This is a genomic window from Pseudomonas sp. GT1P32, from assembly GCF_054897805.1.
On the sequence record NZ_CM142704.1, the window covers coordinates 1,964,067 to 1,986,558 of the forward strand.

The 22,492-nt window shown below is 60.9% G+C and carries 19 protein-coding genes; 3 read left to right on the forward strand and 16 right to left on the reverse strand.

What is annotated here, in order from left to right; all coding sequences use genetic code 11:
• Positions 1–5 precede the first annotated feature (5 nt).
• From ACYZUC_RS08850 to ACYZUC_RS08880, 7 genes are all read right to left on the reverse strand, one after another.
• Positions 6–842 carry an amino acid ABC transporter ATP-binding protein gene (locus ACYZUC_RS08850; RefSeq protein WP_461995138.1) on the reverse strand — a complete coding sequence of 279 codons (837 nt, stop codon included), beginning with the start codon at positions 840–842 and terminating at the stop codon, positions 6–8.
• Positions 829–1,617 carry an amino acid ABC transporter permease gene (locus ACYZUC_RS08855; RefSeq protein ID WP_461995139.1) on the reverse strand — a complete coding sequence of 263 codons (789 nt, stop codon included), beginning with the start codon at positions 1,615–1,617 and terminating at the stop codon, positions 829–831. The genes ACYZUC_RS08850 and ACYZUC_RS08855 overlap by 14 nt, the downstream gene beginning before the upstream one ends.
• Positions 1,607–2,341: an amino acid ABC transporter permease gene (locus ACYZUC_RS08860; RefSeq protein WP_461995141.1), complete on the reverse strand. Its 735-nt coding sequence runs from the start codon at positions 2,339–2,341 to the stop codon at positions 1,607–1,609. The genes ACYZUC_RS08855 and ACYZUC_RS08860 overlap by 11 nt, the downstream gene beginning before the upstream one ends.
• On the reverse strand, positions 2,338–3,549 hold the full coding sequence (locus ACYZUC_RS08865; RefSeq protein WP_461995143.1) for an aminotransferase class I/II-fold pyridoxal phosphate-dependent enzyme: 1,212 nt from the start codon (positions 3,547–3,549) through the stop codon (positions 2,338–2,340). The genes ACYZUC_RS08860 and ACYZUC_RS08865 overlap by 4 nt, the downstream gene beginning before the upstream one ends.
• On the reverse strand, positions 3,546–4,964 hold the full coding sequence (locus ACYZUC_RS08870; RefSeq protein ID WP_461995144.1) for an FAD-binding oxidoreductase: 1,419 nt from the start codon (positions 4,962–4,964) through the stop codon (positions 3,546–3,548). Before ACYZUC_RS08870 ends, ACYZUC_RS08865 begins: the two co-directional genes overlap by 4 nt.
• A complete protein-coding gene (locus ACYZUC_RS08875) occupies positions 4,961–5,812 on the reverse strand; it encodes a transporter substrate-binding domain-containing protein (RefSeq protein ID WP_461995146.1) in 852 nt (283 codons plus the stop codon). The genes ACYZUC_RS08870 and ACYZUC_RS08875 overlap by 4 nt, the downstream gene beginning before the upstream one ends.
• Before the next feature lie 61 nt (positions 5,813–5,873).
• Complete coding sequence (locus ACYZUC_RS08880) at positions 5,874–6,716, reverse strand: transporter substrate-binding domain-containing protein (RefSeq protein WP_461995148.1); 843 nt, start codon at positions 6,714–6,716, stop codon at positions 5,874–5,876.
• A 254-nt stretch (positions 6,717–6,970) separates the two neighbouring features.
• On the opposite strand from ACYZUC_RS08880, the gene ACYZUC_RS08885 reads away from it, so the two are divergent.
• A complete protein-coding gene (locus tag ACYZUC_RS08885; protein ID WP_008032824.1) occupies positions 6,971–7,840 on the forward strand; it encodes a LysR substrate-binding domain-containing protein in 870 nt (289 codons plus the stop codon).
• A gap of 8 nt (positions 7,841–7,848) precedes the next feature.
• Here ACYZUC_RS08885 and ACYZUC_RS08890 read toward each other — a convergent pair whose 3' ends face one another.
• Both ACYZUC_RS08890 and ACYZUC_RS08895 read right to left on the reverse strand, forming a co-directional pair.
• Positions 7,849–8,064 (reverse strand): TOBE domain-containing protein, encoded by a 216-nt coding sequence (locus ACYZUC_RS08890; RefSeq protein ID WP_008032823.1) that lies wholly within the window; start codon positions 8,062–8,064, stop codon positions 7,849–7,851.
• A 759-nt stretch (positions 8,065–8,823) separates the two neighbouring features.
• Positions 8,824–9,018: a hypothetical protein gene (locus ACYZUC_RS08895; RefSeq protein WP_414910787.1), complete on the reverse strand. Its 195-nt coding sequence runs from the start codon at positions 9,016–9,018 to the stop codon at positions 8,824–8,826.
• A 235-nt stretch (positions 9,019–9,253) separates the two neighbouring features.
• Here ACYZUC_RS08895 and ACYZUC_RS08900 point away from each other — a divergent pair, with 235 nt between their 5' ends.
• A complete protein-coding gene (locus ACYZUC_RS08900; protein ID WP_008032820.1) occupies positions 9,254–9,463 on the forward strand; it encodes a hypothetical protein in 210 nt (69 codons plus the stop codon).
• Positions 9,464–9,620: 157 nt separating this feature from the next.
• On the opposite strand, the gene ACYZUC_RS08905 is transcribed toward ACYZUC_RS08900, so the two are convergent.
• The 7 genes from ACYZUC_RS08905 to ACYZUC_RS08935 form a co-directional block, all read right to left on the reverse strand.
• A complete protein-coding gene (locus ACYZUC_RS08905; protein ID WP_461995151.1) occupies positions 9,621–11,264 on the reverse strand; it encodes a fatty acid--CoA ligase in 1,644 nt (547 codons plus the stop codon).
• 32 nt (positions 11,265–11,296) lie between these two features.
• Complete coding sequence (locus ACYZUC_RS08910) at positions 11,297–13,075, reverse strand: acyl-CoA dehydrogenase C-terminal domain-containing protein (RefSeq protein WP_461995153.1); 1,779 nt, start codon at positions 13,073–13,075, stop codon at positions 11,297–11,299.
• Positions 13,076–13,082: 7 nt separating this feature from the next.
• Positions 13,083–15,602, reverse strand: coding sequence for an efflux RND transporter permease subunit (locus tag ACYZUC_RS08915; protein ID WP_461995155.1), 2,520 nt, complete (start codon positions 15,600–15,602; stop codon positions 13,083–13,085).
• Between the two features lie 16 nt (positions 15,603–15,618).
• On the reverse strand, positions 15,619–16,695 hold the full coding sequence (locus tag ACYZUC_RS08920) for a WD40/YVTN/BNR-like repeat-containing protein (RefSeq protein WP_461995157.1): 1,077 nt from the start codon (positions 16,693–16,695) through the stop codon (positions 15,619–15,621).
• Positions 16,696–16,792: 97 nt separating this feature from the next.
• The gene (locus tag ACYZUC_RS08925) at positions 16,793–18,151 is read right to left on the reverse strand and encodes a DUF1329 domain-containing protein (RefSeq protein WP_461995159.1); all 1,359 of its coding nucleotides are present in this window, start codon (positions 18,149–18,151) and stop codon (positions 16,793–16,795) included.
• A 41-nt stretch (positions 18,152–18,192) separates the two neighbouring features.
• A complete protein-coding gene (locus ACYZUC_RS08930) occupies positions 18,193–20,196 on the reverse strand; it encodes a DUF1302 domain-containing protein (RefSeq protein WP_192226495.1) in 2,004 nt (667 codons plus the stop codon).
• Between the two features lie 128 nt (positions 20,197–20,324).
• On the reverse strand, positions 20,325–20,891 hold the full coding sequence (locus ACYZUC_RS08935) for an RBBP9/YdeN family alpha/beta hydrolase (RefSeq protein ID WP_461995161.1): 567 nt from the start codon (positions 20,889–20,891) through the stop codon (positions 20,325–20,327).
• Positions 20,892–21,246: 355 nt separating this feature from the next.
• Here ACYZUC_RS08935 and ACYZUC_RS08940 point away from each other — a divergent pair, with 355 nt between their 5' ends.
• Entirely contained in the window at positions 21,247–22,290 is a 1,044-nt protein-coding gene (locus ACYZUC_RS08940; RefSeq protein ID WP_461995163.1) for an AraC family transcriptional regulator, read from the forward strand.
• The last annotated feature ends 202 nt before the right edge of the window (positions 22,291–22,492 follow it).

Below are 22,492 nucleotides of genomic sequence, written 5' to 3' on the forward strand. Positions count from 1 at the left end.
CGGTTTTAGACGGACAGGCTGTAGCGACCCAGGTTGGTCAGCAGATACGGATCGTTGGCAACGGCGGGACGGCGTCCCGGATCACCCAAGGCATGACGCAGGAATTCCTGGGTGCGCTCGCTGCTCGGGTGCTGGAAAATCTGTGCGGCGCTGCCGTGCTCGACGATCACGCCGTTTTCGGTGAAGTAGACGATGTCGCTGATCTCTTCGGCGAAGCGCATTTCATGGGTGACCAGCACGCAGGTCATGCCCTCTTCGGTCAGCTCGCGAATCACCGTCAGCACTTCGCCGACGGTTTCCGGGTCAAGGGCCGAGGTCACTTCATCGAACAGGATCAATTCCGGGCGCATCGCCAATGCCCGGGCAATCGCTACCCGCTGCTGCTGGCCGCCGGACAGTTGCCCCGGATAGGCATCGGCCTTGTGCTCCATGCGCACTTTCGCCAACAGGGCACGCGCTTCTTTTTCGGCCTCGATGCGGCTGCGCCCCAACACCTTGCGCGGCGCAATCACCAGGTTCTCCAGCACCGACAAATGCGGGAACAGGTTGTACTGCTGAAAGACAAACCCGACGCGCTTGCGCAATTCGATGCGCTGGGCTTCCTGCGTCAGCGTGTGCACCTCGGTGGCGCCGACGCGGATGCTGCCGCGCTGGGGCTGCAACAACCCGGTGATGCAGCGCAGGATGGTCGACTTGCCGGAACCGGAGGGGCCGATGATCGACACCGCCTGCCCACGATGAACGTCGAGGTCGATGCCTTTGAGCACCGGATTATTGGCGAACGACAGGTGCAGATCGCGCAGGCTGACCAGAGGCTCGGCGACGGTTTCAGTAGAAGGCATAACGTCGCTCCAGGCGTTGGGTGAGACGGGAAATCGGGTAGCAATAAGCGAAGAACAGCACCAGCAGGCTCAGGTAAATCACCACGGTGAAGCCGGTCATGTTTACGGTGTTGCTGGCGATCTGCGCGGTGTCGATCACGTCATGCACACCCACCAGCGAGGCCAGCGCCGTGCCCATGGTGATCACCGCATACAGGTTCATCCACGGCGGCAACATGCGTTTGAAGCACTGCGGCAGGATGATCGAGCGGAAAATCTGCCCACGCGTGAACGCCAGCGAACGGGCCGCTTCCCACTGTGTGCTCGGAATCGAAGCAATGGCGCCACGGAAGATTTCCGCGACGTTGGCACTTGCCGGCAAGGCCAGGCCAATGGTCACCTTGACCCAGTCGGGGAACGAGACGTAGGCGCTGCCGATCTTGATCTCGAACGGGAACACATAGGTGGTGAAATAGATCAGCACCAGCCACGGCGCATTGCGGAAAATTTGCACCCAGATCCGTGCCGGGAAACGCATCAGGCGCAGCGGCGACAACGCCAGTGCGCCCACCAGCAACCCCAGCACCGAACCCAGCGCAATGGCGACCAGACTGATCAGAATGTTTTGCCCGAAGCCCACGGCCAGGGCTGGCGACCATTGCAGCAGAGCCTTCAGCACCGGGCTTTGCGGGGCAAACCACAGCAGCCCGAGCACGATGAAGATCAGCAGCAACAATTTGCCGACGTGCCGCCGTGGCCAGGTCACCGGCGCGGTGACGGACGATTCAATGGCCATAGCCGGGCATCCTCAGGCGCGCTTCCAGGTAGCGCCCCACACAATTGACGATAAAACTCAGCAGACCGAAAAAGCTCAGAATCAGGATCATCAGTTCCAGCACGTTATCGCTCTGGGTCCAGATCATGATCGACGCGTAGGTGATATCGCCCACGGCAATCGCCGAGGCGACGGTGGTCATTTTCACCAGGTCGATAAGGTTGTTGATCAGCGATGGCAAGGCGAAGCGCAAGGCCAGCGGCAGCTGCACGTTCCACAACAACTGCCGAGCGTTGAACGCCAGGGAACTGGCCGCTTCCAGCGTCACGCTCGGCACCGCCTCGATGCCGGCACGCAAGGCTTCGGCATGGAATGCGCCCTTGTGCAGCGAAATCACAATCACCACCCAGGCGAACGGCGTCAGCGGGTTCGCCGCGCCGACGGCCTGGGTCAGCAACATGTTCAGCACCAGGAAGGCGCAATACAGTTGCACCAGCGTCGGCGTGTTGCGGGTGACTTCGACGAACACCCGCGCCGGTTTCGCCAGCCACGGTTTGCCCGACGTCAGCATCGCCGCCAATCCCACGCCGGCGAGCAAACTGCCGACGATGGTAAACAGGCACAACAGCACCGTGGTCAGCGCACCCTGCACCAGGGTGCCGCGTTGGTAGGCGTCCAGCAGAAAGCTGTAGTTCAGGCCGAATCCGGCGGCCCAATGGACGAAAAGCTCCAGCCAGTGACTCATGCCGTACCCCGCAGTTGCGCGCAGGCCCAGGCGATGCGGCGTCCGGCTTCAGCCACGCTGTCGGTCGCGGTGGCGATGGACAGGCGAAACCACGGCGACAATCCATAAGCACTGCCCGCCACCCCGGCCACGCCCTCCTCCAGCAAATACTCGACGACGTCGGCGTCGCTGTTCAGGCGCACGCCGTCAGGACGATAACGCCCCAGCAAACCGGCGCAGCGCACAAACACAAAGAAGCCGCCCTGTGGCTCAAGCACTTCGAGACCGTCTACGTCGCGCAACGTGCTCACCAACACATCCCTTCTCAGTTGATAAGCCGCAACGTGCTCGGGCAGGAAATCCAGTCCTCCGTCAAAGGCCGCCAATGCGGCCGCTTGCCCCACCGAGGAAGCCCCGGAAGTCGATTGCGACTGCACGACGGCCATCGCGCTGGTCAGCAGCTGTGGCCCGGCACCGAAACCGATGCGCCACCCCGTCATCGCGTAGGTCTTGGACACACCGCCGACCAACAGGCAGCGCGCTTGCAGATCCGGCGCGACATTCAACAGGCTCTGCGGCGGCTGACCGTCGAAACGAATGTGCTCATAGAGTTCATCCAGCAGGATCAACACCTGCGGATGACGGCGCAGCACCTCGGCGAGCGCCTGCAACTCGGCCGCGCTGTAGACCGCGCCGCTGGGATTGCCGGGGCCGTTGAGGATCAACCAGCTCGTGCGCTCGCCGATGTGTTGCTCCAGTTGCGCGGCTGTCAGCTTGCAGCCCTGCTCCAGCCCGCATTCGATAAACACTGGCTCGCCACCGTTGAAACGTACGCTGTCCGGAAACGAAGGCCAGTACGGCGTGGGCACCAACACTTCATCGCCCTCGTCGAGGGTCGCGGCAAAGGCGTTGAAAATGATCTGCTTGGCACCGTTGGCAATCACGATGGAGGGCAGCGAATACTCCAGAGCGTTTTCGCGCTGGAGCTTGCGCTGCACAGCAACCCGCAAGGCTTTCACGCCCGGCGTCGGCGTGTACTTGGTGGCACCGGCGGCGATGGCGGCATAAGCCGCCTGCTTGATGTGTTCGGGGGTATCGAAATCCGGCTCGCCGGTGGTCAGGTCGAGAATGTCACGACCGGCTTCGCGCAACTCGGTAGCGCGGGATTTGGCGGCGGCGTTGGCCGACAAGGACACACGCTGTACACGCTTGGAAAGGTTGAGCGTCATGGCTGGATCACCTCCACGACCTTGCCCGGGTTGAGCAGGTTTTTCGGGTCCAGCGCTTGCTTGATGCGATGCATCAGATCCAGCTCCACCGGGCTTTTGTAGCGATCCAGCAGGCCCAGCTTGCGTTGGCCGATGCCGTGTTCGGCGCTGATCGAGCCGCCGTGGGCATGGGCGCTGTCGTGAACCTGCAGGCTGAGCGCCGCGTAGTTCGCCATGTGCGCATCCACCGTCGAATCCAGCGGATGAGCGACGTTGTAATGCAGGTTGCCGTCGCCCAGATGGCCGAAGGTGAAATGCCGGACACCGGGAAAGTGCGCCTGCAACAGGGCATCGGTGTGGCTGACGAACGCCACGACCTGGGAAATCGGCACCGAGATGTCGTGCTTCATGTTGCGGCCGGCACGTTTCTGCGCCTCGCTCATGTTTTCGCGCAACAGCCACAGCGCTTCACTTTGCGCGAGGCTTTCGGCGATCAGCGCATTGGCCAGCAAATCCTTTTCGAACGCATCGCCAAGCACCGCTTCAAAGGCATCGCGGGCGTGAGTTTCGCTGTGGTTATCCGAGAGTTCCAGCAACGCGAACCAGGGTTGGCTGACACCGAGAAAAGGTTGCGGTCCCTCGGGAAATTGCTCGCGCAGCAGCGCCAGGCAATCGGCACTGAGCAGTTCGAAAGCCGTGAGGCTGGCGCCAAACCCGGCGCGGGCATGGGACAGGAATTGCACCGCCTGCGACAGCGAGTCGAAGGCCAGCAACGCCGTGGCTTGTGCCTTGGGCAGCGGGAACAGTTTCAGCGTGGCGGCGGTGATAATGCCGAGGGTGCCTTCACTGCCGATGTACAGGTCGCGCAGGTCGTAACCGGTGTTGTCCTTGCGCAGACCGCGCAGGCCATTCCAGATTTCACCCTCGGCGGTCACCACTTCCAGCCCCAGCGTCAGCTCGCGGGTATTGCCGTAGCGCAACACGGCGGTACCGCCGGCATTGGTGCCGAGATTGCCACCAATGGTGCAACTGCCTTCGGCGCCCAGACTCAGGGGAAACAGGCGACCGGCCTTACGGGCGGCGTCCTGCACGTTTTGCAGAATGCAGCCGGCTTCGACGGTCAGCGTGTCGTTGTCGGTGTCCACGGCGCGCACCCGATTCAAGCGATCCAGCAACAGCAACACCGCACGGCCGCTGGCGTCCGGGGTGGCGCCGCCCATCAGGCCAGTGTTGCCGCCCTGCACCACCACGGGTGTATCGGCGGCCACGCAGGCGCGGACCACTGCCGCGACTTCTTCGGTATTGGCCGGGTGCACGGCGGCAATGACCTGACCGACGTAACGGCCCTGTTTATCGGTCAGGTATGGCGCGGCCTCTTCGCTGCTCTGCACATGGCCGGCGCCGAGCAGTTGCTGCAAGTCTGCGAACAGACTCACGGAAGCACCGCCAGTGGCGCAGCGTTGCGATATTTTTCGTGCAAGTCGCGCAGGGCCTGAGACGGCGCCATGCCGGTGCGTTCGCCCAGCTCGATCAGCCAGCCACTGCGGTGCCAGTCGCGCACGATGGCGTCGAGTTTCGCCTGGGTATCCTGCTCACCCTTGCGCAACCAGATCACCGAGTTGGAGGGGATCAAATCACCCGGCAGCGGGATTTCATAACCGGCCCACTCGGCATCGCTCAACAACGCATGCATGGTCGGGCTGACATGCACCGCCGCCACGCAGCCATTGCCGCGCAGCGACAACAACGACTCGGACTGGCTGCGGAATGCCTTGATCTCGGCACCGTAGGTTTCCTGCAACGGCTTGATGAAGTTGCTGCCCTGGGACACGCACACCGGCTTGCCCTTGAGGTCGGCCCATTGGGTAACGCCCGAGCCTTTGCGAATCAACGCCGCGCCGCCCACCTCTTCATAAGGTGTGGGCACGTAATCGAGGATCTCGGCGCGCTCGTCGGTGAACTGCATGTTGGCGATCAGGATGTCGACCTTGCCCTGCTGCAAAAACTGCACGCGGTTCGGCGCCAGGACCGAAACAGTGTTGGCTTCGACACCCAAGGCCTTGGCAACGCCTTTGGCCAGTTCGACGTTGTAGCCCAAGTGCTCGCCGGTCTTCGGGTCGATGGTGCCGAACGGCGGCCCGCTGAGAATCACCCCGACACTGATGGCGTGGCGCTGCTCGATCTTGTCCAGCGTGGCATCGGCTTGAGCCAGGTTCGCGCCCAACACGACAGCACCGGCCAGGCACAGCGAGGACAGGTTTTTTACGGAAAAATAGCGATTCATGCGCGACTACCTTGAACAGCCGTCGCGCAATGCGCCGGCGTATTGAAGACGATGAGGTGAATCAGGCGCCGTTGGCCTGAAACTTCTTTTGCAACTCGACCAGCGCCGGTGACGCGGGCGTGATGTGGTTGCGGGTCTGCGCCTCGATCAGCCAGCCGCTGCGGTGCAGTTCCTTGATGATCGGGTCGAGCCTGGCCTGGGTGTCGCTTTCACCGCGACGGGTCCAGATCACCGAAGGCGCCGGGTTCAGTTCCGGGGTGATCGCCCGGTAGTCTTTCCATTCGGCACTGTCGGCGATCAACGGATTAACCAGCGTGGCGTCGTGCACTGCGGCGACGCAGTTATTGCCACGCAGTGCCAGCAAGGATTCCGACGAGCTCTTGAAGGCCTTGATCTCGACGCCCAACTCGGTGAGCGGCTTGACGTAGCTGCTGCCTTGCGAGGTGCAGACCGGCTGCCCCTTGAGGTCTTCCCAACGGCTGATCTTGCTGTCCTTTAGCACCGCAGCGGTGCCGCCGACCCGGTAAAACGGCGTCGGCACAAAACCGAGAATCTCACCGCGTTCCGCCGTCCATTCCATATTGGCGATCAGCAAATCGACTTTGCCCTGCTGCAAAAACTGCACGCGGTTGGCCGGCAAGACAGGCACCAGTTCCACTTCAGCGCCCAACTGGCGACCCAGTTCCTGAGCGAGTTCGACGTTCAAACCGCGCGGCTTCTGGGTGGCCGGATCAATCCCGCCAAACGGACCGCCCGACAACAGCACGCCGACCGCCAGCGCATGACGCTGCTCGATCTTGTCCAGCGTCGCGTCAGCCTGGGCAGCCGTGCTGGCAGCCAGTGAGACCAGGGCGCCCAACATCACAGGCAATATTCGTTTTACAGGTGTGCGCTCGAACAACATGGTTTTTCCCCCTCATGGATGATCGGCGTCCCCCGACCTGATGTGGGGGATCCTAGGTACAGCGTTGGCGTAACGGAAATTCAAATATCTAATATCGTTATAACTTGGCGTTTAAGCCTGAATACCGAATTGGCTATAACCCCAATATTTACTGAGCATTAACCCTATATCTCTAAATCTCTCAGCAAAAACACATAAACATTCTTTATGCTTATGTTTAAACTCGTGATGTAAAAACAGCCCTGGAAACGTCCATGTCGACCCTGCCCACGCTTGATCTCGAATTGCTGCGCACTTTCATTGCGGTGGTGGATCACCACAGTTTTGCCGAGGCCGGCGCGCAACTGGACCGCACGCAATCGTCGGTCACCCAACACATGCAACGCCTGGAGCAACAGGTCGGGGTGAATCTGTTCGAGAAACGCGGGCGGCAAAAACAACTGACGGAAGCCGGACTGCAGTTGCTGCGTCACGCACGGCAAATGCTCTCGCTCAACGACGAAGCCTTGAGTTCCCTGCGTGAAAGCAGCTTGAGCGGCGTATTGCGCATCGGCTCGCCCCATGACATCGCCGACACCATCCTGCCGCCGATCCTCAGCCACATCGCTCGCTCAGCCCCGCGCTTGCGTCTGGAGATCGACGTCGGTCGCAGTCCGTTCCTGATGGAAGATCTGCACCGGGGCAAGGTCGACATGGTGATTTCCACTCGCGAAGACCCGAACCTCGAAGGCTTTGCCTTGCGCACCTCGCCGGTGTGGTGGATTTGCTCGGCGCAATACCTGCACAACCCCGGCGAACCCTTGCCGCTGATTCTCGTGGATGAGCCAAGCATCTATCGGCGCTATGCGCTGGAAGCACTGGAACGCGCGAACATTCCCTGGCGCCAGGCGTATCTGGCGTCGAACCTGATCGGCATTAAAGCGGCGACGCGCGCGGGGCTGGGGGTCACCCCCCGAAGCATGGAAATGCTCGGCCCGGACATGCGTGTGCTGGGTGAAAATGATGGATTGCCGCGACTGCCGGATGTCACTTACTACCTGTGGATCCGGCCTAACACCGCCAACCTGATCGCGCGCAAGGCCTATGACCTGATCCGCGCGAGCCAGGGCCTGTCGTTTTCTTGAAAGTCGATTCAGAGCTTGGCAATCGAGACCTCGGTGGATTTGACGAAGGCGATGACTTCGCTGCCCACCCTCAATTCGAGGTCACGCACCGAGCGGGTGGTAATCACCGAGGTGACGATCCCGGAAGCGGTTTGCACATCGATTTCCGAGACCACTTCGCCTTCGACGATTTCCTTGATGACACCCTTGAACTGGTTGCGAACGTTGATCGCTTTGATGGTCATGATGCGGCTTCCTGTGTGATGTCGAACGCATCCGAACGGATGTGCAGGCGCCCAAAGTGCACCTCCCGGAACAACATTAAAAGGAATATATAATTATCTATTTATATCTTTTAGAAATATAAGACCTCACCCACATTTGCGGGGCACGCCAAGCCTGTAAGAGCCCGGCTTGCCGGCGATGGCGATCTTGCGGACGCTATCGCCGGCAAGCCTGGCTCCTACAAAATCGCGGGGGTGTCCGGGACTGGGGTTCGCGCCAAACCTGTAGGAGCCGGCTTGCTGGCGATGGCGGTCTGGCGGACGCCTTCGCCGGCAAGCCTGGCTCCTACAAAATCACGGGGGTGTCCGGGATTGGGGGTTCACGCCAAACCTGTAGGAGCCGGCTTGCTGGCGATGGCGATCTGGCGGACGCCATCGCCGGCAAGCCGGCTCCTACAAAATCGCGGGGGGATTCGGGATTGGGGTTCACGCCAAACCTGTAGGAGCCCGGCTTGCCGGCGATGGCGATCTTGCGGACGCTATCGCCAGCAAGCCGGCTCCTACGGATCGCGGGTGTGCTCGGGGATTGGGGGTTCACGCCAAACCTGTAGGAGCCGGCTTGCTGGCGATGGCGATCTGGCGGACGCCTTCGCCGGCAAGCCTGGCTCCTACAAAATCGCGGGGGTGTTCGGGACTGGGTTCACGTCGGGTTGAGACAGGCATGAAAAAGCCCAACCTGAAAAGGTTGGGCCGAGGTATTGAACAGGCATGTGTTTCCGTTCACTGGCGCGTATCCATCATTTTGTCGGCGAGCGCCTTGGCTCTTTCAATCAACAGATTCTGCCTGTCGTCATGAGTGGCCCCTCCTACAACCGGCGCCGTCAGATTGCTTTCCGCAATCAGCGCAGCGCAGAAATATTGATCCCAGACAGCTTTGTCCGCGGACGTCTGTGCGGTCATTCGGTCGGCAATCATTATTGCGGCTCCTTTTGATGAAGTAGCCCTGCCAGTTTACGCCCGATTCATAACCAGTAACCGACCACCATTCGTCGCCTGAAAACACCCGTCAAGAAATTGTAACAACATCTGGCGCAGGCTTTGCAAACGAGGCCGTAGCCGCCCCGGAACGACGGAATTCTGACGTAGCGGCCAATCAATCAATACTTATGGACGCCAGCCATGCGCTGGGTCTTTTACCCGGAGATGTAACGTGTCAACTCTCAACGAAATCGCAGCGAACCACGCGAAAATGGCGAAAAAACTGGCGGGAGAGTCGACCGAAATGTGTGAACGACAGCCGCTGGTAGTGGGTGGGTTTGAGGTCACTTCCGTTGTTGATGAGCAACCCCATGTGCCAATGCACCTCATCGTTGCCGGGCAGGACAACCACCTCGTCCAGGCTGCTGGCTACTTGCCCTGAGCTAGTGCGACAGAGTTAACGACATCGCCGCGACGCTTACACAGACCTGAAACGAAAAAAGGGATCAAGCATCTGGATGCATGATCCCCTTTGACGGATATGAAACAGCGGACCTCGCGATCAGTGGTCAGGGTTGACGTAGCATCCGCCGCGCCTTTCAGCTCGATTCGCTTTCCCGGATGAGCTTCTTGTTGATCTTCCCGACGCTGGTTTTAGGGATCTCGGCGACGAATCTGAACCGCTTGGGGATCGCCCATTTATTGATACGGCCACGCTCGACAAACCCTTGCAGGTGCACCTCCAGCATCTTGCGGTCGAGATATTGCCCAGGCTCGCACACCACCAGCGCCATCGGTCGTTCGCCCCATTGCTCGTCCGCAATGCCCACGACCGCGACCGACATGACGGCCGAGTGTTCGCTGATCAGGCTTTCCAGTTCCAGCGAGCTGATCCACTCCCCGCCCGTCTTGATGACATCCTTGATTCGATCTTTGATTTCCACCCCTCCTAAAGGGTCGATGGAGGCCATGTCGCCGGTGTGCAGCCAGCCGTTGTGCCAAAGCTCTGCACCCTTTTCGGGCTCCTTCAAATAGCCTTGGGTCAGCCAAGGCGCGCGCACCACGATCTCGCCCAGGGACTCTCCGTCATGGGCAACGTCATTGCCACTGGCATCGATGATTTTCAGGTCGACCATCGGCACAGTTGTTCCAGTCTTGATGCGGGTAGCCAGTTGGGCTTGCGTGGATTGTGCGAGGTCTTCGTCACGCAGGTAAGTCAGGCACAGCAACGGGCAGGTTTCCGACATGCCGTAACCGCTGTGTACCTGAATACCTTTGGCACTTGCTTCACTGGCGATGCCCAAGGTCAGCGCACTGCCGCCCAGGAGCATTTTCCAGCCATCAAAACGAGTCCGTTGCGCTTCCTCGCAGTTCAGGATCATTTGCAGAATGGTCGGCACACAGTGGGAGAACGTGACCTTCTCCTCTCGATACAGCCTGACCAGGCTGTTGGGCTCGTAGCGGCCAGGGTACACCTGCTTGATTCCCATCAGGGTGGCGACATAGGGCACACCCCAGGCATGCACATGAAACATCGGTGTGATCGGCATGTAGACATCATCGGAGCGCAGCAGCGGCAACCCCTGGTAGACGCCCAAAGTGCCCACGGCATTCAAGGTGTGCAAGACCAATTGGCGGTGGGTGAAATACACGCCTTTAGGGTCGCCAGTGGTGCCCGTGGTGTAGAAAAGGGTCGCCACCGAGTTTTCATCGAAATCGGGAAAGTCGTACTGGTCTTCGGCCCCGGCCAACAGGTTTTCATATTCCCCCAGCACCGGTAGCGACGTGGGAGTGGCTGTGTCGTCCGTAAGCTGCAAGTAACCTTTGACGGTGTTGAGCTGTCCCTGAATCTGTTCGAGCAGAGGCAGGAAATCGTCATGCACGAGCACCAGGTCGTCCTCGGCATGGTTCATGGTGAAGAGCACCTGGTCCGGCGAAAGACGGATGTTCACGGTGTGCAGCACCGCGCCGATCATCGGCACGGCAAAGAAACATTCCAGGTAGCGATGGCTATCCCAGTCAAGCAGGGCCACCGTGTCCCCGGCCTTGACGCCGGCAGCGGTCAAGGCGTTGGCCAGCTTGCGAATCCGCTGGTTGAGCGTCTGGTAGCTGTAGCGCAGCTTGTCGGCATACACGATTTCCCGGCCCGGCTCGTAGCGCACGCCGGACAACAACAATTGCTTGATCAGCAAGGGATAGGCGTAGGCGCCGTCGGCGGGCGGAATTATTTTTGTCGCCATCATGGTTGTGGTTCCCGGTCCTTTTTTACGTGGGCTCAGAACTGCTCTGCATCCAATTTATAGAGGCATTCGCTGCCAGCCTTGGCCGACGCGCTCAACGAGTGGATGCGTGGCAGCAGACGGGCGAAGTAGAAGCGCGCAGTGGCCAGTTTGCTGGTATAGAAAGCGTCCTTGGAATGCGTGCTCATGGCGGCTTTGGCCATTCGCGCCCACATGTAGGCGTACGCGGTGTAGCCGAACACGTGCAGGTATTCGACCGAAGCCGCGCCGATTTCATTCGGGTTGTTCTGGGCTCGGTCCAGCAGCCATGCGGTCAGTTCGTCGAGGGTGTCGACGGCGGCGTTCAACGGTCTGGTGAACTCGCCAAGGTCAGCGCAGGCATTGGCGGTAAAGTTGCGGATTTCCGAAGCGAACAGCCGGTAGAGCGCCCCGCCGCTGCCGACGATTTTGCGCCCGGCCAGGTCCAGTGACTGGATACCGTTGGTGCCTTCGTAGATCTGGGTGATACGCACATCGCGAACCAATTGCTCCTGGCCCCATTCGCGGATGTAGCCATGGCCGCCGAAGATCTGCTGGCCATGCACGGTGGTTTCCAGCCCCATGTCGGTGAGGAACGCCTTGGCCACAGGGGTCAGAAGCGACACCAGTTCCTGGGCGCGGTTGCTGGCGGCCTCGTCATCGCTGTACTTGGCGGTATCCAGTTGCAGGGCCACGTAGCTGGAAAACGCCCGCCCGCCTTCGTTCAAGGCCTTCATCGTCAACAGCATCCGGCGTACATCCGGGTGAACGATGATCGGATCGGCGGCGTTGTCCTTGTTCTGCGCGCCCGTCGGTGAACGGCTTTGCAGACGGTCACGGGCGTATTCGACGGCGTTCTGGTACGAGCGCTCGCCTTGCGCCAGGCCCTGAATACCCACGCCCAGACGTTCGTAATTCATCATGGTGAACATCGCCGCCAACCCTTTGTTCGGTGCGTCGACGATCCAGCCGGTGGCACCGTCAAAGTTCATCACGCACGTGGCGGAGGCCTTGATGCCCATCTTGTGCTCGATGGAACCGCAGGACAGCGAGTTGCGCTCGCCCAGCGAGCCATCGGCATTGACCAGCATCTTGGGCACCAGGAACAGCGAAATGCCTTTCGGTCCCGCCGGTGCATCCGGCAAGCGCGCCAGTACCAGGTGAATGATGTTTTCGGTCAGGTCGTGCTCACCGCCGGTGATGAATATCTTGCTGCCGCTGATCTTGAAACTGCCGTCGGCCTGAGGTTCGGCACGGGTGCGAATCAGGCCCAGGTCGGTGCCGGCATGCGCTTCGGTCAGGCACATCGAGCCGGTCCAGGTGCCGTCGTACAGGTTCGGCAAGTAGGTGGCTTTCAGTACTTCGCTGGCGTGAGCATTGATCGACAGGCACGCGCCGGCCGTCAGCATCGGGTAAAGGCCGAAGGACAGACTCGCCGAATTGACCATCTCTTCGACCTGGGCCGAAATGGTCTTGGGCATGCCCATGCCACCGAACCGCGGTTCGCCACCTACGCCCACCCAGCCACCTTCGGCAAAAGCCTTGTAGGCGGCGGCAAAACCATCCGGTGCCGTCACCGAGCCATTGCTCCAGGTGCAGCCTTGTTCATCACTGCTGCGGTTCAGCGGTGCGATTACTTCGGCGCTGATCTTGCCGGCCTCTTCGAGGATCGCGGCGACCGTTTCTTCATCGATCACCTCGGCCAGGCCCGGCAATTTCGCCCACAACCGGGACACCTGGAAAACCTCGTTGAGTACGAAGTGCATGTCACGCAAAGGAGCTTTGTAATCAGACATCGTTGGCTTACTCGGAAGTGGTCAGGGCATGGGGCATGCCGGGACGTTGAGAGATTTCGGTGTTGTCGGCTTGCGCAACAGGACCGGGCGCCAGCGCCCGTTCGCGCAACAGGAAATAAGACAGGGCAGGAATCAGCACCAGCGCACCCAGCATGTTCCACAGGAACATGAAGGTCAGCAGGATGCCCATGTCGGCCTGGAACTTGATCGGCGACCAGACCCAACACACCACGCCAGCCGCCAGGGTGATGCCCACCAGCCCGACCACCCGGCCGGTGAAGGACACCGCATTGCGGTAGGCCTGGGACAGCGGCAAGCCCTGGCGCTGGAAGTGCAGTTGCACGCTGAGCAGGTACAAGGCGTAGTCAACGCCGATGCCCACGCCGAGGGCGATCACCGGCAAAGTCGCAACCTTTACGCCGATACCCATGGCGACCATCAGCGCTTCGCAAAGGATCGAGGTCAGCACCAGCGGCAACAGCGCCACCAGCGTGGCGCGCCAGCTGCGGAAGGTGATCAGGCAAAACAGCGTCACCGCCGCGTAGACGTATAGCAACATGGTGCGATTGGCTTCGCGCACGACGATGTTGGTCGCCGCTTCGATGCCGGCGCTGCCGGCCGCCAACAGAAACTGACGATCTTCGGTGCTGTTTTCCTTGGCGAACTTGTCGGCAATCGCCACCACCGCGTCCAGCGTTTCAGCCTTGTGATCCTTGAGGAACGTGATCACCGGCATCAGCGAGCAGTTGTTGTTGAACAGCTCGGGCGAGTTGACCGAGGCCTGCTGCGCGGCGTAGTTGAGCACGTCCTGGTTGCGCTGGATGCTGTTGAGCTTGGGGTTTCCTTCATAGGTGCCGGCAGTGATCTGCCGCACGGCGTTGACCAGCGAGGTCGTCGCCTGCACGCCTGGATACTGTTGCAGCTCCCAGGCCAAACGATCGGCAAGGACCAGCGTCTTGTAGTTCAGGCAGCCTTCCGGCGCAGTCTTGATCATCACCGCAAACAGGTCGCTGGACAGCGCGTAATGCTGGGTGATGTAGGCGTTGTCGCGGTTGTAGCGCGAGTCGGCACGCAGCTCCGGCGCACCGCTTTCGAGATCGCCGATCTTCAGGTTGAGGCTGACCATGAAGCCGCCGATGCCCATCAACACGGCGACCAATACTGCGCCGGTCGCCCACTTGGCGGTGGTGAAGCGGTCGAGCAGGTCCCAGAGTTTGCCGAAGCCCTTGTGGTGTTCGGCACGGGTGTCGATTTTCAGCGCGCGTTCGGCAGCCTTGGCGCCAACACCGACATAGGACAGCGCCACCGGCATCAGCAACAGCGAGGTGAAGATCAGCACGGCGACGCCGATGCTGGCGGTGATCGCAAGGTCCTGGATCACCGGAATGTCGATCAGCATCAGCACCGCGAAACCCACGGCGTCGGCCAGCAACGCGGTGACGCCGGCGATGAACAAGCGGCGGAAGGTATAGCGCGCGGCGATCAGTTTGTGAGTGCCTCGGGCGATGTCCTGCATGATGCCGTTCATCTTCTGGGCGGCGTGGGACACACCAATGGCGAAGATCAAAAACGGCACCAGCACCGAGTACGGGTCGATGGCATAACCGAGCCAGGCGACGATACCCAGTTGCCAGACCACCGCAATCAGCGAGCAGCCGACCACCAGCAACGTGCTGCGCACACAACGGGTGTAGGCATAGATGATCGCCAGCGAAGTGATGACCGCCAGGCCGAAAAACATCATCACCTGAATCAGGCCATCGATCAGGTCGCCCATCAGTTTGGCGAAGCCGATTACCCGAACCTTGTATTGGCCCTTGCCCTCTTCCCCGGATTTGCGCGCCGTGCTGTCGCCGGCGAATTCGATCTTGTCGCGCAACTGCTCTTCGAGCATCTGCGAGAACGCGTGATAGTTGATGGGCTGACCACCGGCGGCGGCTTTGTCCAGCAGCGGCACGATCAGCATGCTCGACTTGAAGTCGCTGGCCACCAGGCTGCCGACCAGACCGGCGCGGGAGATGTTCTGGCGCAGTTGCTCGATTTGTTCAGGCTGACCGGAATAGGTATCGGGCATCACCGGGCCACCCTGGAAACCATCCTCGGTGACTTCGGTCCAGCGCACCGCCGGGCTCCACAGGGATTTCATCCACGCGCGGTCGACGCCTTCGGTGAGGAACAGCTGGTCGTTGACCTGTTTGAGTACGTCGAGGTAAGCGGGGTCGAAAATATCACCCTGGGTGTTCTCGACCACCACGCGCACCGAGTTGCCCAGGCCACGCAGCGACTGGCGGTTTTCCAGGAAGTTCTGGATGTACGGCTGGCTCTGCGGAATCATTTTTTCGAAGCTTGGGCGCAGCTCCAGGCGTGTCACGGCCATGAAACCCAACACCACGGTGGCCAGTGCCATCAGCAGCATGAACAGCGGCCGATAGTTGAACACCCACCGTTCGAGGAGGTTGCCGGAGTGCTGGTCGAAATCCCGCAGGTCGCGGATTACCGGCATGGCGTCTTGTTTGATATTGCCCATGTCTGGGTTCTCGCTCTTAGGGTTCGAGGGCTAGCGTCTGGGCGCCACGGCTGCCCGCGACCACCAACGCACCAGCGGCGGACTGGGTAACGCCGGCGACCGGGGTCGGCACCGGTTGGCGCAGCAGGTGCAATTGCGCGCCCGTGCCCTGGCTGACCAGCATCTGCCCACCCTGGGTGAACAGGCGGTAATCGCCACGGGCATCGATCAGGCCAGCGGTGATGCTGACGTGCAGGCCGGTATCGAGTGCCGTCCAGTTTTGGCCGCCATCGGTGCTGCGCAGGACGTTGCCGCGCAGGCCATAGACGAGCGCTTCGCCTGGCTTGCCGAGCACGCCGAAAAAGCTGCCTTGATACGGCGTCGGCACAGCGGTAAAGCGCTGGGTGTTGTCATCCCATTTGAGCAACAGGCCTTGTTCGCCGGCGATGTACAACGCGTCGCCGGTGGAAGCGATGGCGTTGAGGTGGAAACCTTGCGGGTTGTCTGTGCGGTCCTGAAATGGCGTCCAGCTCTGGCCACCGTCCTCGGTGCGCAAGATCAGGTTGAACACGCCGACCACATAACCGACTTTGTCGTTGGCAAACCATGTGTCGAGCAGCGGTTTGTCTGCGCCCTGCTCGATCAACCGCTGGCCTTCGGCAACCAGCAACGGCCATTGTTCATTGCCCGGTTCGGCACTGGCCAATGCCGCGTAATGCTTGACCAGCAAGGCGCCGATCTGGCGGCCGTCGAGCTGCTTTTGCCAGGTCGCGCCGGCGTCGCTGCTGTGCAGCACCACACCGTCGTTACCCACCGCCCAACCTTGGGTGGTGGTCGGAAAATTCACCGCCGTGAGATCGGCACTGACCGGCACCGCTGCCTGCTGCCAGTGCTTGCCGGCATCATCGGAAAACAGAATATGGCCACGCTGACCGACGGCGATCACGCGCTCACCGGCGCGAGCCATGCCGGACAACGGACTGTTGATGGCCAAGGCACTGACCCTGGCGGGCAGGTCCAGCACATCGACGTAATCAGCCGCAAGGGTGACGCCCTGCAACAGGCCGAGCACAACGCCAAACGCCACCTGCAAATAATTCTTATACGAACACATACCGCGTCCTCTTCGGAAAACCTGGCGCCCACGCCGTCGGCGCACGGTCCACCGCCTTGTGAGCGGTGGACCTTGTAGGCGCTTTTTTGCGGTTGGCTTAGCGAATGCCGCTGCCGGCCAGGGATTCCGAAGACCATTGGGCCTTGGAAAGCGGATCGATGTACTTGATGCCGCCATAAGGCCCGACCACGCCGTTGATGTTGTAGGAACCACCGACCAGGTCGTAAATCATGAAGGGCGTGGAGTCCGGGACCTGCTTGTCGTAGCTCTGGCTGAGGAAGGCGAAGGAGCCACGGTACAACTGACCACGAGCGTCGTATTGATCCGAGGCCAGAGCGGTCCAGCTGTCTTCATCAAGGTAGAAGCGGCGCTTCTGATAAATATGGCGGGAGCCGGCCTTGAGGTTGCCCTCCACCACCCAGACGCGGTGTTTTTCCCAGCGCACGAAGTCCGGTGCCAGGTGATTGGCGGTGGTCAGCGACTTCGGATCCTGGGCGTAGGTCAGCTTGTAGGTGTTGTACGGCACAATCATTTCCTGCTTGCCCACCAGCTTCCAGTCGTAACGGTCCAGCGCGCCGTTGAACACGAAAACATCGTCGTAGGTGCCCGCGCCGGCGGTGCCTGGGTTAGGCGTGTCGTAGGCCAGGTTCGGTGCCAGTTTGACCCGACGCTGACCCGGCAGGTACTGCCAGGCGCGACGCGGTTGCTGCAGCGGGTTGGCGGCGTCCTTGAGCATCACCGCTTCACCGGCCCGGCGTGCAGGGCCGGTGTACGACAGCTTCATCTGGTAGTACACGTCGGCGCTGCTGATCGGCTGCGCCAGGTTTTCGTAGATCGGGTAGGAGATGAATGCCAGCCCTGTGGTGGCCAGGCTCGGTACGCCGGCGGAGTCAACGTTCCAGGAGTCGTACTTGGAGTTGATGCTCACGCCTTGATAGCGCAGCAGGAAGTTCCACATCGCTTCGCTGCCCGATTGCGGGATCGGGAACGGCACGCCCGGCAGCACGTTATCGATGGCCAGACCGCCTTCGAGGGACTTGGCGCCGCTGGCATTCTTCACGCCGTTATCGAGGATGGCTTTTGGCAGCGAAACGGTGCGGTGGGTCGGGTATACGTCGACACGGTAAGTCGGGAAACGCTTGGCCAGTTCCACCGTGGTGGCACTGAGCAAACCCTTGTACTGATCGACGTTTTTGCCGTCGATGACCAGCAACGGTTTTTCACTGGCATACGGATCCGGGCGCATGCTGTCACCGGATTTGAAACTGGCCGGCGGCGTGGTCAAGCCACCGTCGTAGGCGGGGATGGAACCATCAGCGTTCCCGGCCTTTTCGGCGCCCACCAGGGTCAGGCTGCTGCCCAACTTGGCAGCGTCCTGGGTTGAAACAGCGGCCTGTGCCTGAGCGGCCAGGACCATGGCCAGCGAAGCGGCCAACACGGTTTTTGCGAATTTCATCTTGTTATTCTCCTGCTTGCATTGAGCAAATCAGTGTTGAATCAAAAAGTGGTTTTCATCGTCAGGTAAACGGCGCCACGGTCCTCAGTCGTTGCACCACCACCGGAAAAGGCCGAGTAGCCACCGGCGTAGCAGGCGTAGTTTTCGTTACCGCTAAAGGCGTTCGGCGCAGCGCCGTCACCTCCGGTCGGGCCGGTACTCACACCACTGACATTGCACTTGTCGGTCTTGCCGAAAGAGTCCACGTACTTCAGGTCGACAAAGTATTTGTTGTACACAACGGCCCCGAGACCGATGGCGTAGTTACCGGTGTCTTTGGCACCGCCACCGGAGACCGGTGAAACGCCATCGAGACCGACGTTGATGGACATCGGCGCGTTGAGGTCGACACCGGGAAACACCTGGTACCAGGTCGGTGTGAAGTTGACCGCGATGCCCCAGTTGTCCCGGGTTGGCTGGTCGATACCGTGGTAGGTGCCCTTGCCCTTGTAGAGCGCCTCATTCTTGCTATCGAGCTTGAGCAGGTTGCTGTAATACAGCTCGCCAAGCAGGGTTGCCGAATCGAACACAGGCGTTTTGGCAATGGTCATCAGACCGTTGAGCGTCCAGTGCAAGGTGTCGCCGGTGGCGGCCATGCTGTCGCCCTTCTGCGGGGTGTCATAAACCACACCGGTGGCAGCCGTACGCGCCGGCAACAGACCAAGACCCGCGCCCAGACCCAGCGGACTGTTAGTGCTGACAACCGCCGGAATACTGGCCAGCGGCATGTTGTGACGAATGTTCAGGTCCGAACCCACGCTCACCCCGCCCACATCCTTGGACAGGCTCAGGCCAACGATCTTGATGTTGTCGGCATAGGCCATTTGATAGGTGGCGGTGCTCAGCGAGTTGAGCGTATTGATCACCGCAGGCACTTGCCCTGCCGGCCGGGTGCCGTTCGGGTTGGCCGAGCTCAGGCCTCGGGCATCCAGCCAGGCTTGCGGGAGGATTTCCGAGGTTTCGCGGTAGTAGACGCCGAGGGTGCCGTCCAGCCAGGCTGGCGACCACTTGGCCATAAGGCCCCAGTCGCCGCGCTTGTCCGGCGTCAGGTCGTGCCCGCGCCGCACGTTGGTCAAGCCGTTGCACGGAGCCAGGCCGCAACCCAGAGGGCTGCCAGGCACGACAGCATTAGTGTTACCCAGCAAGAACGACTGCGCGCCGAAACCGACCAGGTCGGAGCCGCCGTAGTAGGTGCCGGCTTCCGGCAAGCGTGCGGCGTCCCAGTCGAGAAAGTACTGGGCGGCCACGGTCAGTTCGGGATTGATCGTGAAGGACATCGACAGCTGATTGCGCGGAACGAACAGTTCCTTGGCTTCGGTGCCCGGCGACGCGGCCAGCTTGGCCAGGTCCAGGCCGGACTGGCCGTAGCTGATCGAATGCACCGGGTTGAGAATGGTCTCGCCCCAGAACACGTTGTGCTGGCCAGCCTTGAAGCTCAGCATCGACTCCTCGCCCACTTCGGTGCTGTAGAACACGAAGGCGTCGAGGATTTCACCGGACGGACCGGTGTAGTAACGCTGGGCATAGTTGCTCAGGTGCGGGCTGCCGTTGCCGACGTTGTCATTGGTGACCCCGGCCAGGCGCGGGTCGTTGGCGACCAGGCCCGAGGTCGAACCGTTGCCGTTGACGAACGGGTTCGAATTGGAACCGGTGTTCTCGTAGGCCTTGTCGTACCAACTGGCGGCGCTGACGCGAAAGCCCATGTGGTTCTGGTAGACCACGTCCATCTCGGTCAACAGGTCGACGCGGTTGGTGATGTTGGTCCCGGCCTTGCGGAAGTTGTAGTCGCCGTCGTTGTTGTTGGGCGTGCCCAACATACGCTTGTCCGCGCTTTCGGTGCGCACGCCATAGTTGTACTTGATGGTGTTATCCAGGCGAACGGTCCAGTCCGGGTTACCTGTCTCGATCTCTGCCGCATGGGCCATCGGCACCGTTGCCGCGAGAATAGCTGAGGCCAGCAAGGTGTAGCGTGAAGCGGTGAACCCGTGACTCTTATTGTTGTGCATTGCGTTGTCTCCGCCTTTTTGTATTTGTTTTAAGCGCAGCCGCCCTCGCGCACCCTCTTGTTCCAGGGGTTTGCGTTTTTCAGGAGTGAGGGCAAATGCCGGATGGCGCGAGCCAACCGGCGCCTGAACTAGCGATCCAGCTCGAGGATGAGGGCTTCGGCTTGCGGCCAGTGCCCGTACCCGGCAGCAGGATTGAGATGACCGACATCGCCCAGATTGAGCAGTTCGCTGCCCCAGCCTTCGGCCAGGTGCGCAACGGAGTCCAGGCTGGCGAGGTGGTCGTTGGTACTGGCGGCCACCAGGCTGCGAAATGGCAGCGGGCCTTTGGGTAGAGGATCCCAACCCTGGCTACGCAGGGTTTCAGGCGATGGGTAGCCTGACGGCCAAGGGGCATCGAGGTCAGGTGGAGCGGCGAGCAGCGCGCCCTTGATCGGCCGGCGGTACTGCGCGGCCCAGTGCGCGACCATCAGTACGCCGGCGCTATGGGCGACCAGAATCACCGGCCCGTCGATCTGCTCCAGCGCGTGCTGGATCGCTTGCACGCGCTTGTTGCAATCGAGCTTGTCGGTCTCCTGCGGCGGCACACTACGTACCTTGCTCAGCCTGGCTTCAAGCAACGTCTGCCAATGTTCGGCAACGTGCTCGCGCAGGCCCGGTACGATCAGAACGGTTGCGGCAGTTTGCAGTTTGTCCACTTCAGCACCTACGCTTTCTCGATGACTCGACTGGCTCTGTGGCCAGGGGCTTTTTGTAGGACTGACATTAAAGAGCGCCCACCCCAGGCGCTTTTCATTGGACGTCAGGCACTTTTCTTTTCATGACAGATTTCCAGGTATTGGCGCGCGCCGACCACTGGTCGAAAATCCCCACAGGTTCTCTGCAGCTCACTGTAATCAATGGGTGTGCGTCGATTGCTCCACGACAACGGAGGTGATTGCGGACAGAAACTGGCGAGCGCCCTCGACAACATCGCAACTGTTCAATCGCTGATGTGCTGGATATAGTCGCCACGCTCATCTGAATCGCAACCGGCCCAGGAAAGACCTTCGCATGCCCAAGCTTGTTCGCGCCGCCGTCTTGACCAACTACCTGGAGGTTACTCAGTACCTGGGGTTCAACCCGCGCGATGTACTGGCCGGCGTCGGTTTGAGCAAAGCCCTGCTGCAAGCCCCTGAACATCGCATCCCCATCGATGCCGCCGTGCGTCTGCTGGAAGATTCAGCCGCCGCCAGCGGCTGCCAGAGCTTCGGCCTGAGCATGGCCGAGTCGCGCCAGCTCTCGGACTTCGGCGTGGTCAGCCTGCTGCTCAGCCATCAGCGCACGCTGCGCGATGCCTTGCAGGTGGTGGTGCATTACCGGCACTTGATGAATGATTCGCTGGCCATCTTCATTGAAGAGGCCGGCAAGATGGTGATCATTCGCGAAGAGGTGGTTACCGATTCGCCGATGCCCAGTCGACAGGCCACCGAGCTTGCCATCGGCGTGATGTTCCGACTGTGCGCCGCCCTGCTCGGCTCTCACTGGCATCCCTACAGCGTCAATTTCACTCACCAGGCCCCCGACAACCTTCTACTGCACCGTCGCCTGTTCGGCTGCACCCTGGAGTTCGGCAGTGAATTCAACGGCATCGTCTGCGCAGGTGCCAGCCTGGACATGACCAACCCCAATGCCGACCCGGCCATGGCCCGCTACGCCCAGGGCTACCTCGATTCGCTGCAAAGCCACCAAGGCACTTCGATGCTGTTCGAAGTGCGCAAGGCCATCTACCTGCTGCTGCCCATGGGCCGCGCTACCATCGAGCAAGTCGCGCAGAGCCAGGGCATGAACGTTCGCACCCTGCAACGTCGCCTCAAGGATGATGGCTGTGCGTTCAACGATGTGATCAACGATGTGCGTCGCGACCTGGTGCTGCGTTATCTGGACAACCCGAATTACACGCTCGGTCGCATTGCCGACATGCTTGGCTACTCGATGGCGAGTTCGTTTACGCGGTGGTTCATCAGCCAGTTCGGTATGCCGCCGGCGACGTGGCGGGTGCAAAAGCAGGGTTCGGCAAAAGCCCCGACGGACGCTGCCCCACCCAAACCCTACTGATATCGCGCCTATTGTGGGAGCGAGACCGGCTTGCCGGCGATGGCGGCCTGACAGCCGACCAATCACTCCCGGATGTACTCCCGAACTACTGTAGGAGCCTGGCTTGCCGGCGAAGGCGTCTTGACAGGCGACGATTATCTTTCTGGTGTACATATCCATTCCTGCGGTAACGGCCGCTATGGGTTTCGCCCTTACGGCGAGT

Excerpts from the sequence above, each read along its gene's own strand:
- ACYZUC_RS08920 (WP_461995157.1), bottom strand. The coding sequence starts at position 16,695 with ATGTGTTCGTATAAGAATTATTTGCAGGTGGCGTTTGGCGTTGTGCTC.
- ACYZUC_RS08890 (WP_008032823.1), bottom strand. The coding sequence starts at position 8,064 with ATGACCATCAAAGCGATCAACGTTCGCAACCAGTTCAAGGGTGTCATC.
- ACYZUC_RS08930 (WP_192226495.1), bottom strand. The coding sequence starts at position 20,196 with ATGCACAACAATAAGAGTCACGGGTTCACCGCTTCACGCTACACCTTG.
- ACYZUC_RS08880 (WP_461995148.1), bottom strand. The coding sequence starts at position 6,716 with ATGTTGTTCGAGCGCACACCTGTAAAACGAATATTGCCTGTGATGTTG.
- ACYZUC_RS08925 (WP_461995159.1), bottom strand. The coding sequence starts at position 18,151 with ATGAAATTCGCAAAAACCGTGTTGGCCGCTTCGCTGGCCATGGTCCTG.
- ACYZUC_RS08860 (WP_461995141.1), bottom strand. The coding sequence starts at position 2,341 with ATGAGTCACTGGCTGGAGCTTTTCGTCCATTGGGCCGCCGGATTCGGC.
- ACYZUC_RS08940 (WP_461995163.1), top strand. The coding sequence starts at position 21,247 with ATGCCCAAGCTTGTTCGCGCCGCCGTCTTGACCAACTACCTGGAGGTT.
- ACYZUC_RS08910 (WP_461995153.1), bottom strand. The coding sequence starts at position 13,075 with ATGTCTGATTACAAAGCTCCTTTGCGTGACATGCACTTCGTACTCAAC.
- ACYZUC_RS08865 (WP_461995143.1), bottom strand. The coding sequence starts at position 3,549 with ATGACGCTCAACCTTTCCAAGCGTGTACAGCGTGTGTCCTTGTCGGCC.
- ACYZUC_RS08905 (WP_461995151.1), bottom strand. The coding sequence starts at position 11,264 with ATGATGGCGACAAAAATAATTCCGCCCGCCGACGGCGCCTACGCCTAT.
- ACYZUC_RS08855 (WP_461995139.1), bottom strand. The coding sequence starts at position 1,617 with ATGGCCATTGAATCGTCCGTCACCGCGCCGGTGACCTGGCCACGGCGG.
- ACYZUC_RS08895 (WP_414910787.1), bottom strand. The coding sequence starts at position 9,018 with ATGATTGCCGACCGAATGACCGCACAGACGTCCGCGGACAAAGCTGTC.
- ACYZUC_RS08885 (WP_008032824.1), top strand. The coding sequence starts at position 6,971 with ATGTCGACCCTGCCCACGCTTGATCTCGAATTGCTGCGCACTTTCATT.
- ACYZUC_RS08915 (WP_461995155.1), bottom strand. The coding sequence starts at position 15,602 with ATGGGCAATATCAAACAAGACGCCATGCCGGTAATCCGCGACCTGCGG.
- ACYZUC_RS08875 (WP_461995146.1), bottom strand. The coding sequence starts at position 5,812 with ATGAATCGCTATTTTTCCGTAAAAAACCTGTCCTCGCTGTGCCTGGCC.
- ACYZUC_RS08850 (WP_461995138.1), bottom strand. The coding sequence starts at position 842 with ATGCCTTCTACTGAAACCGTCGCCGAGCCTCTGGTCAGCCTGCGCGAT.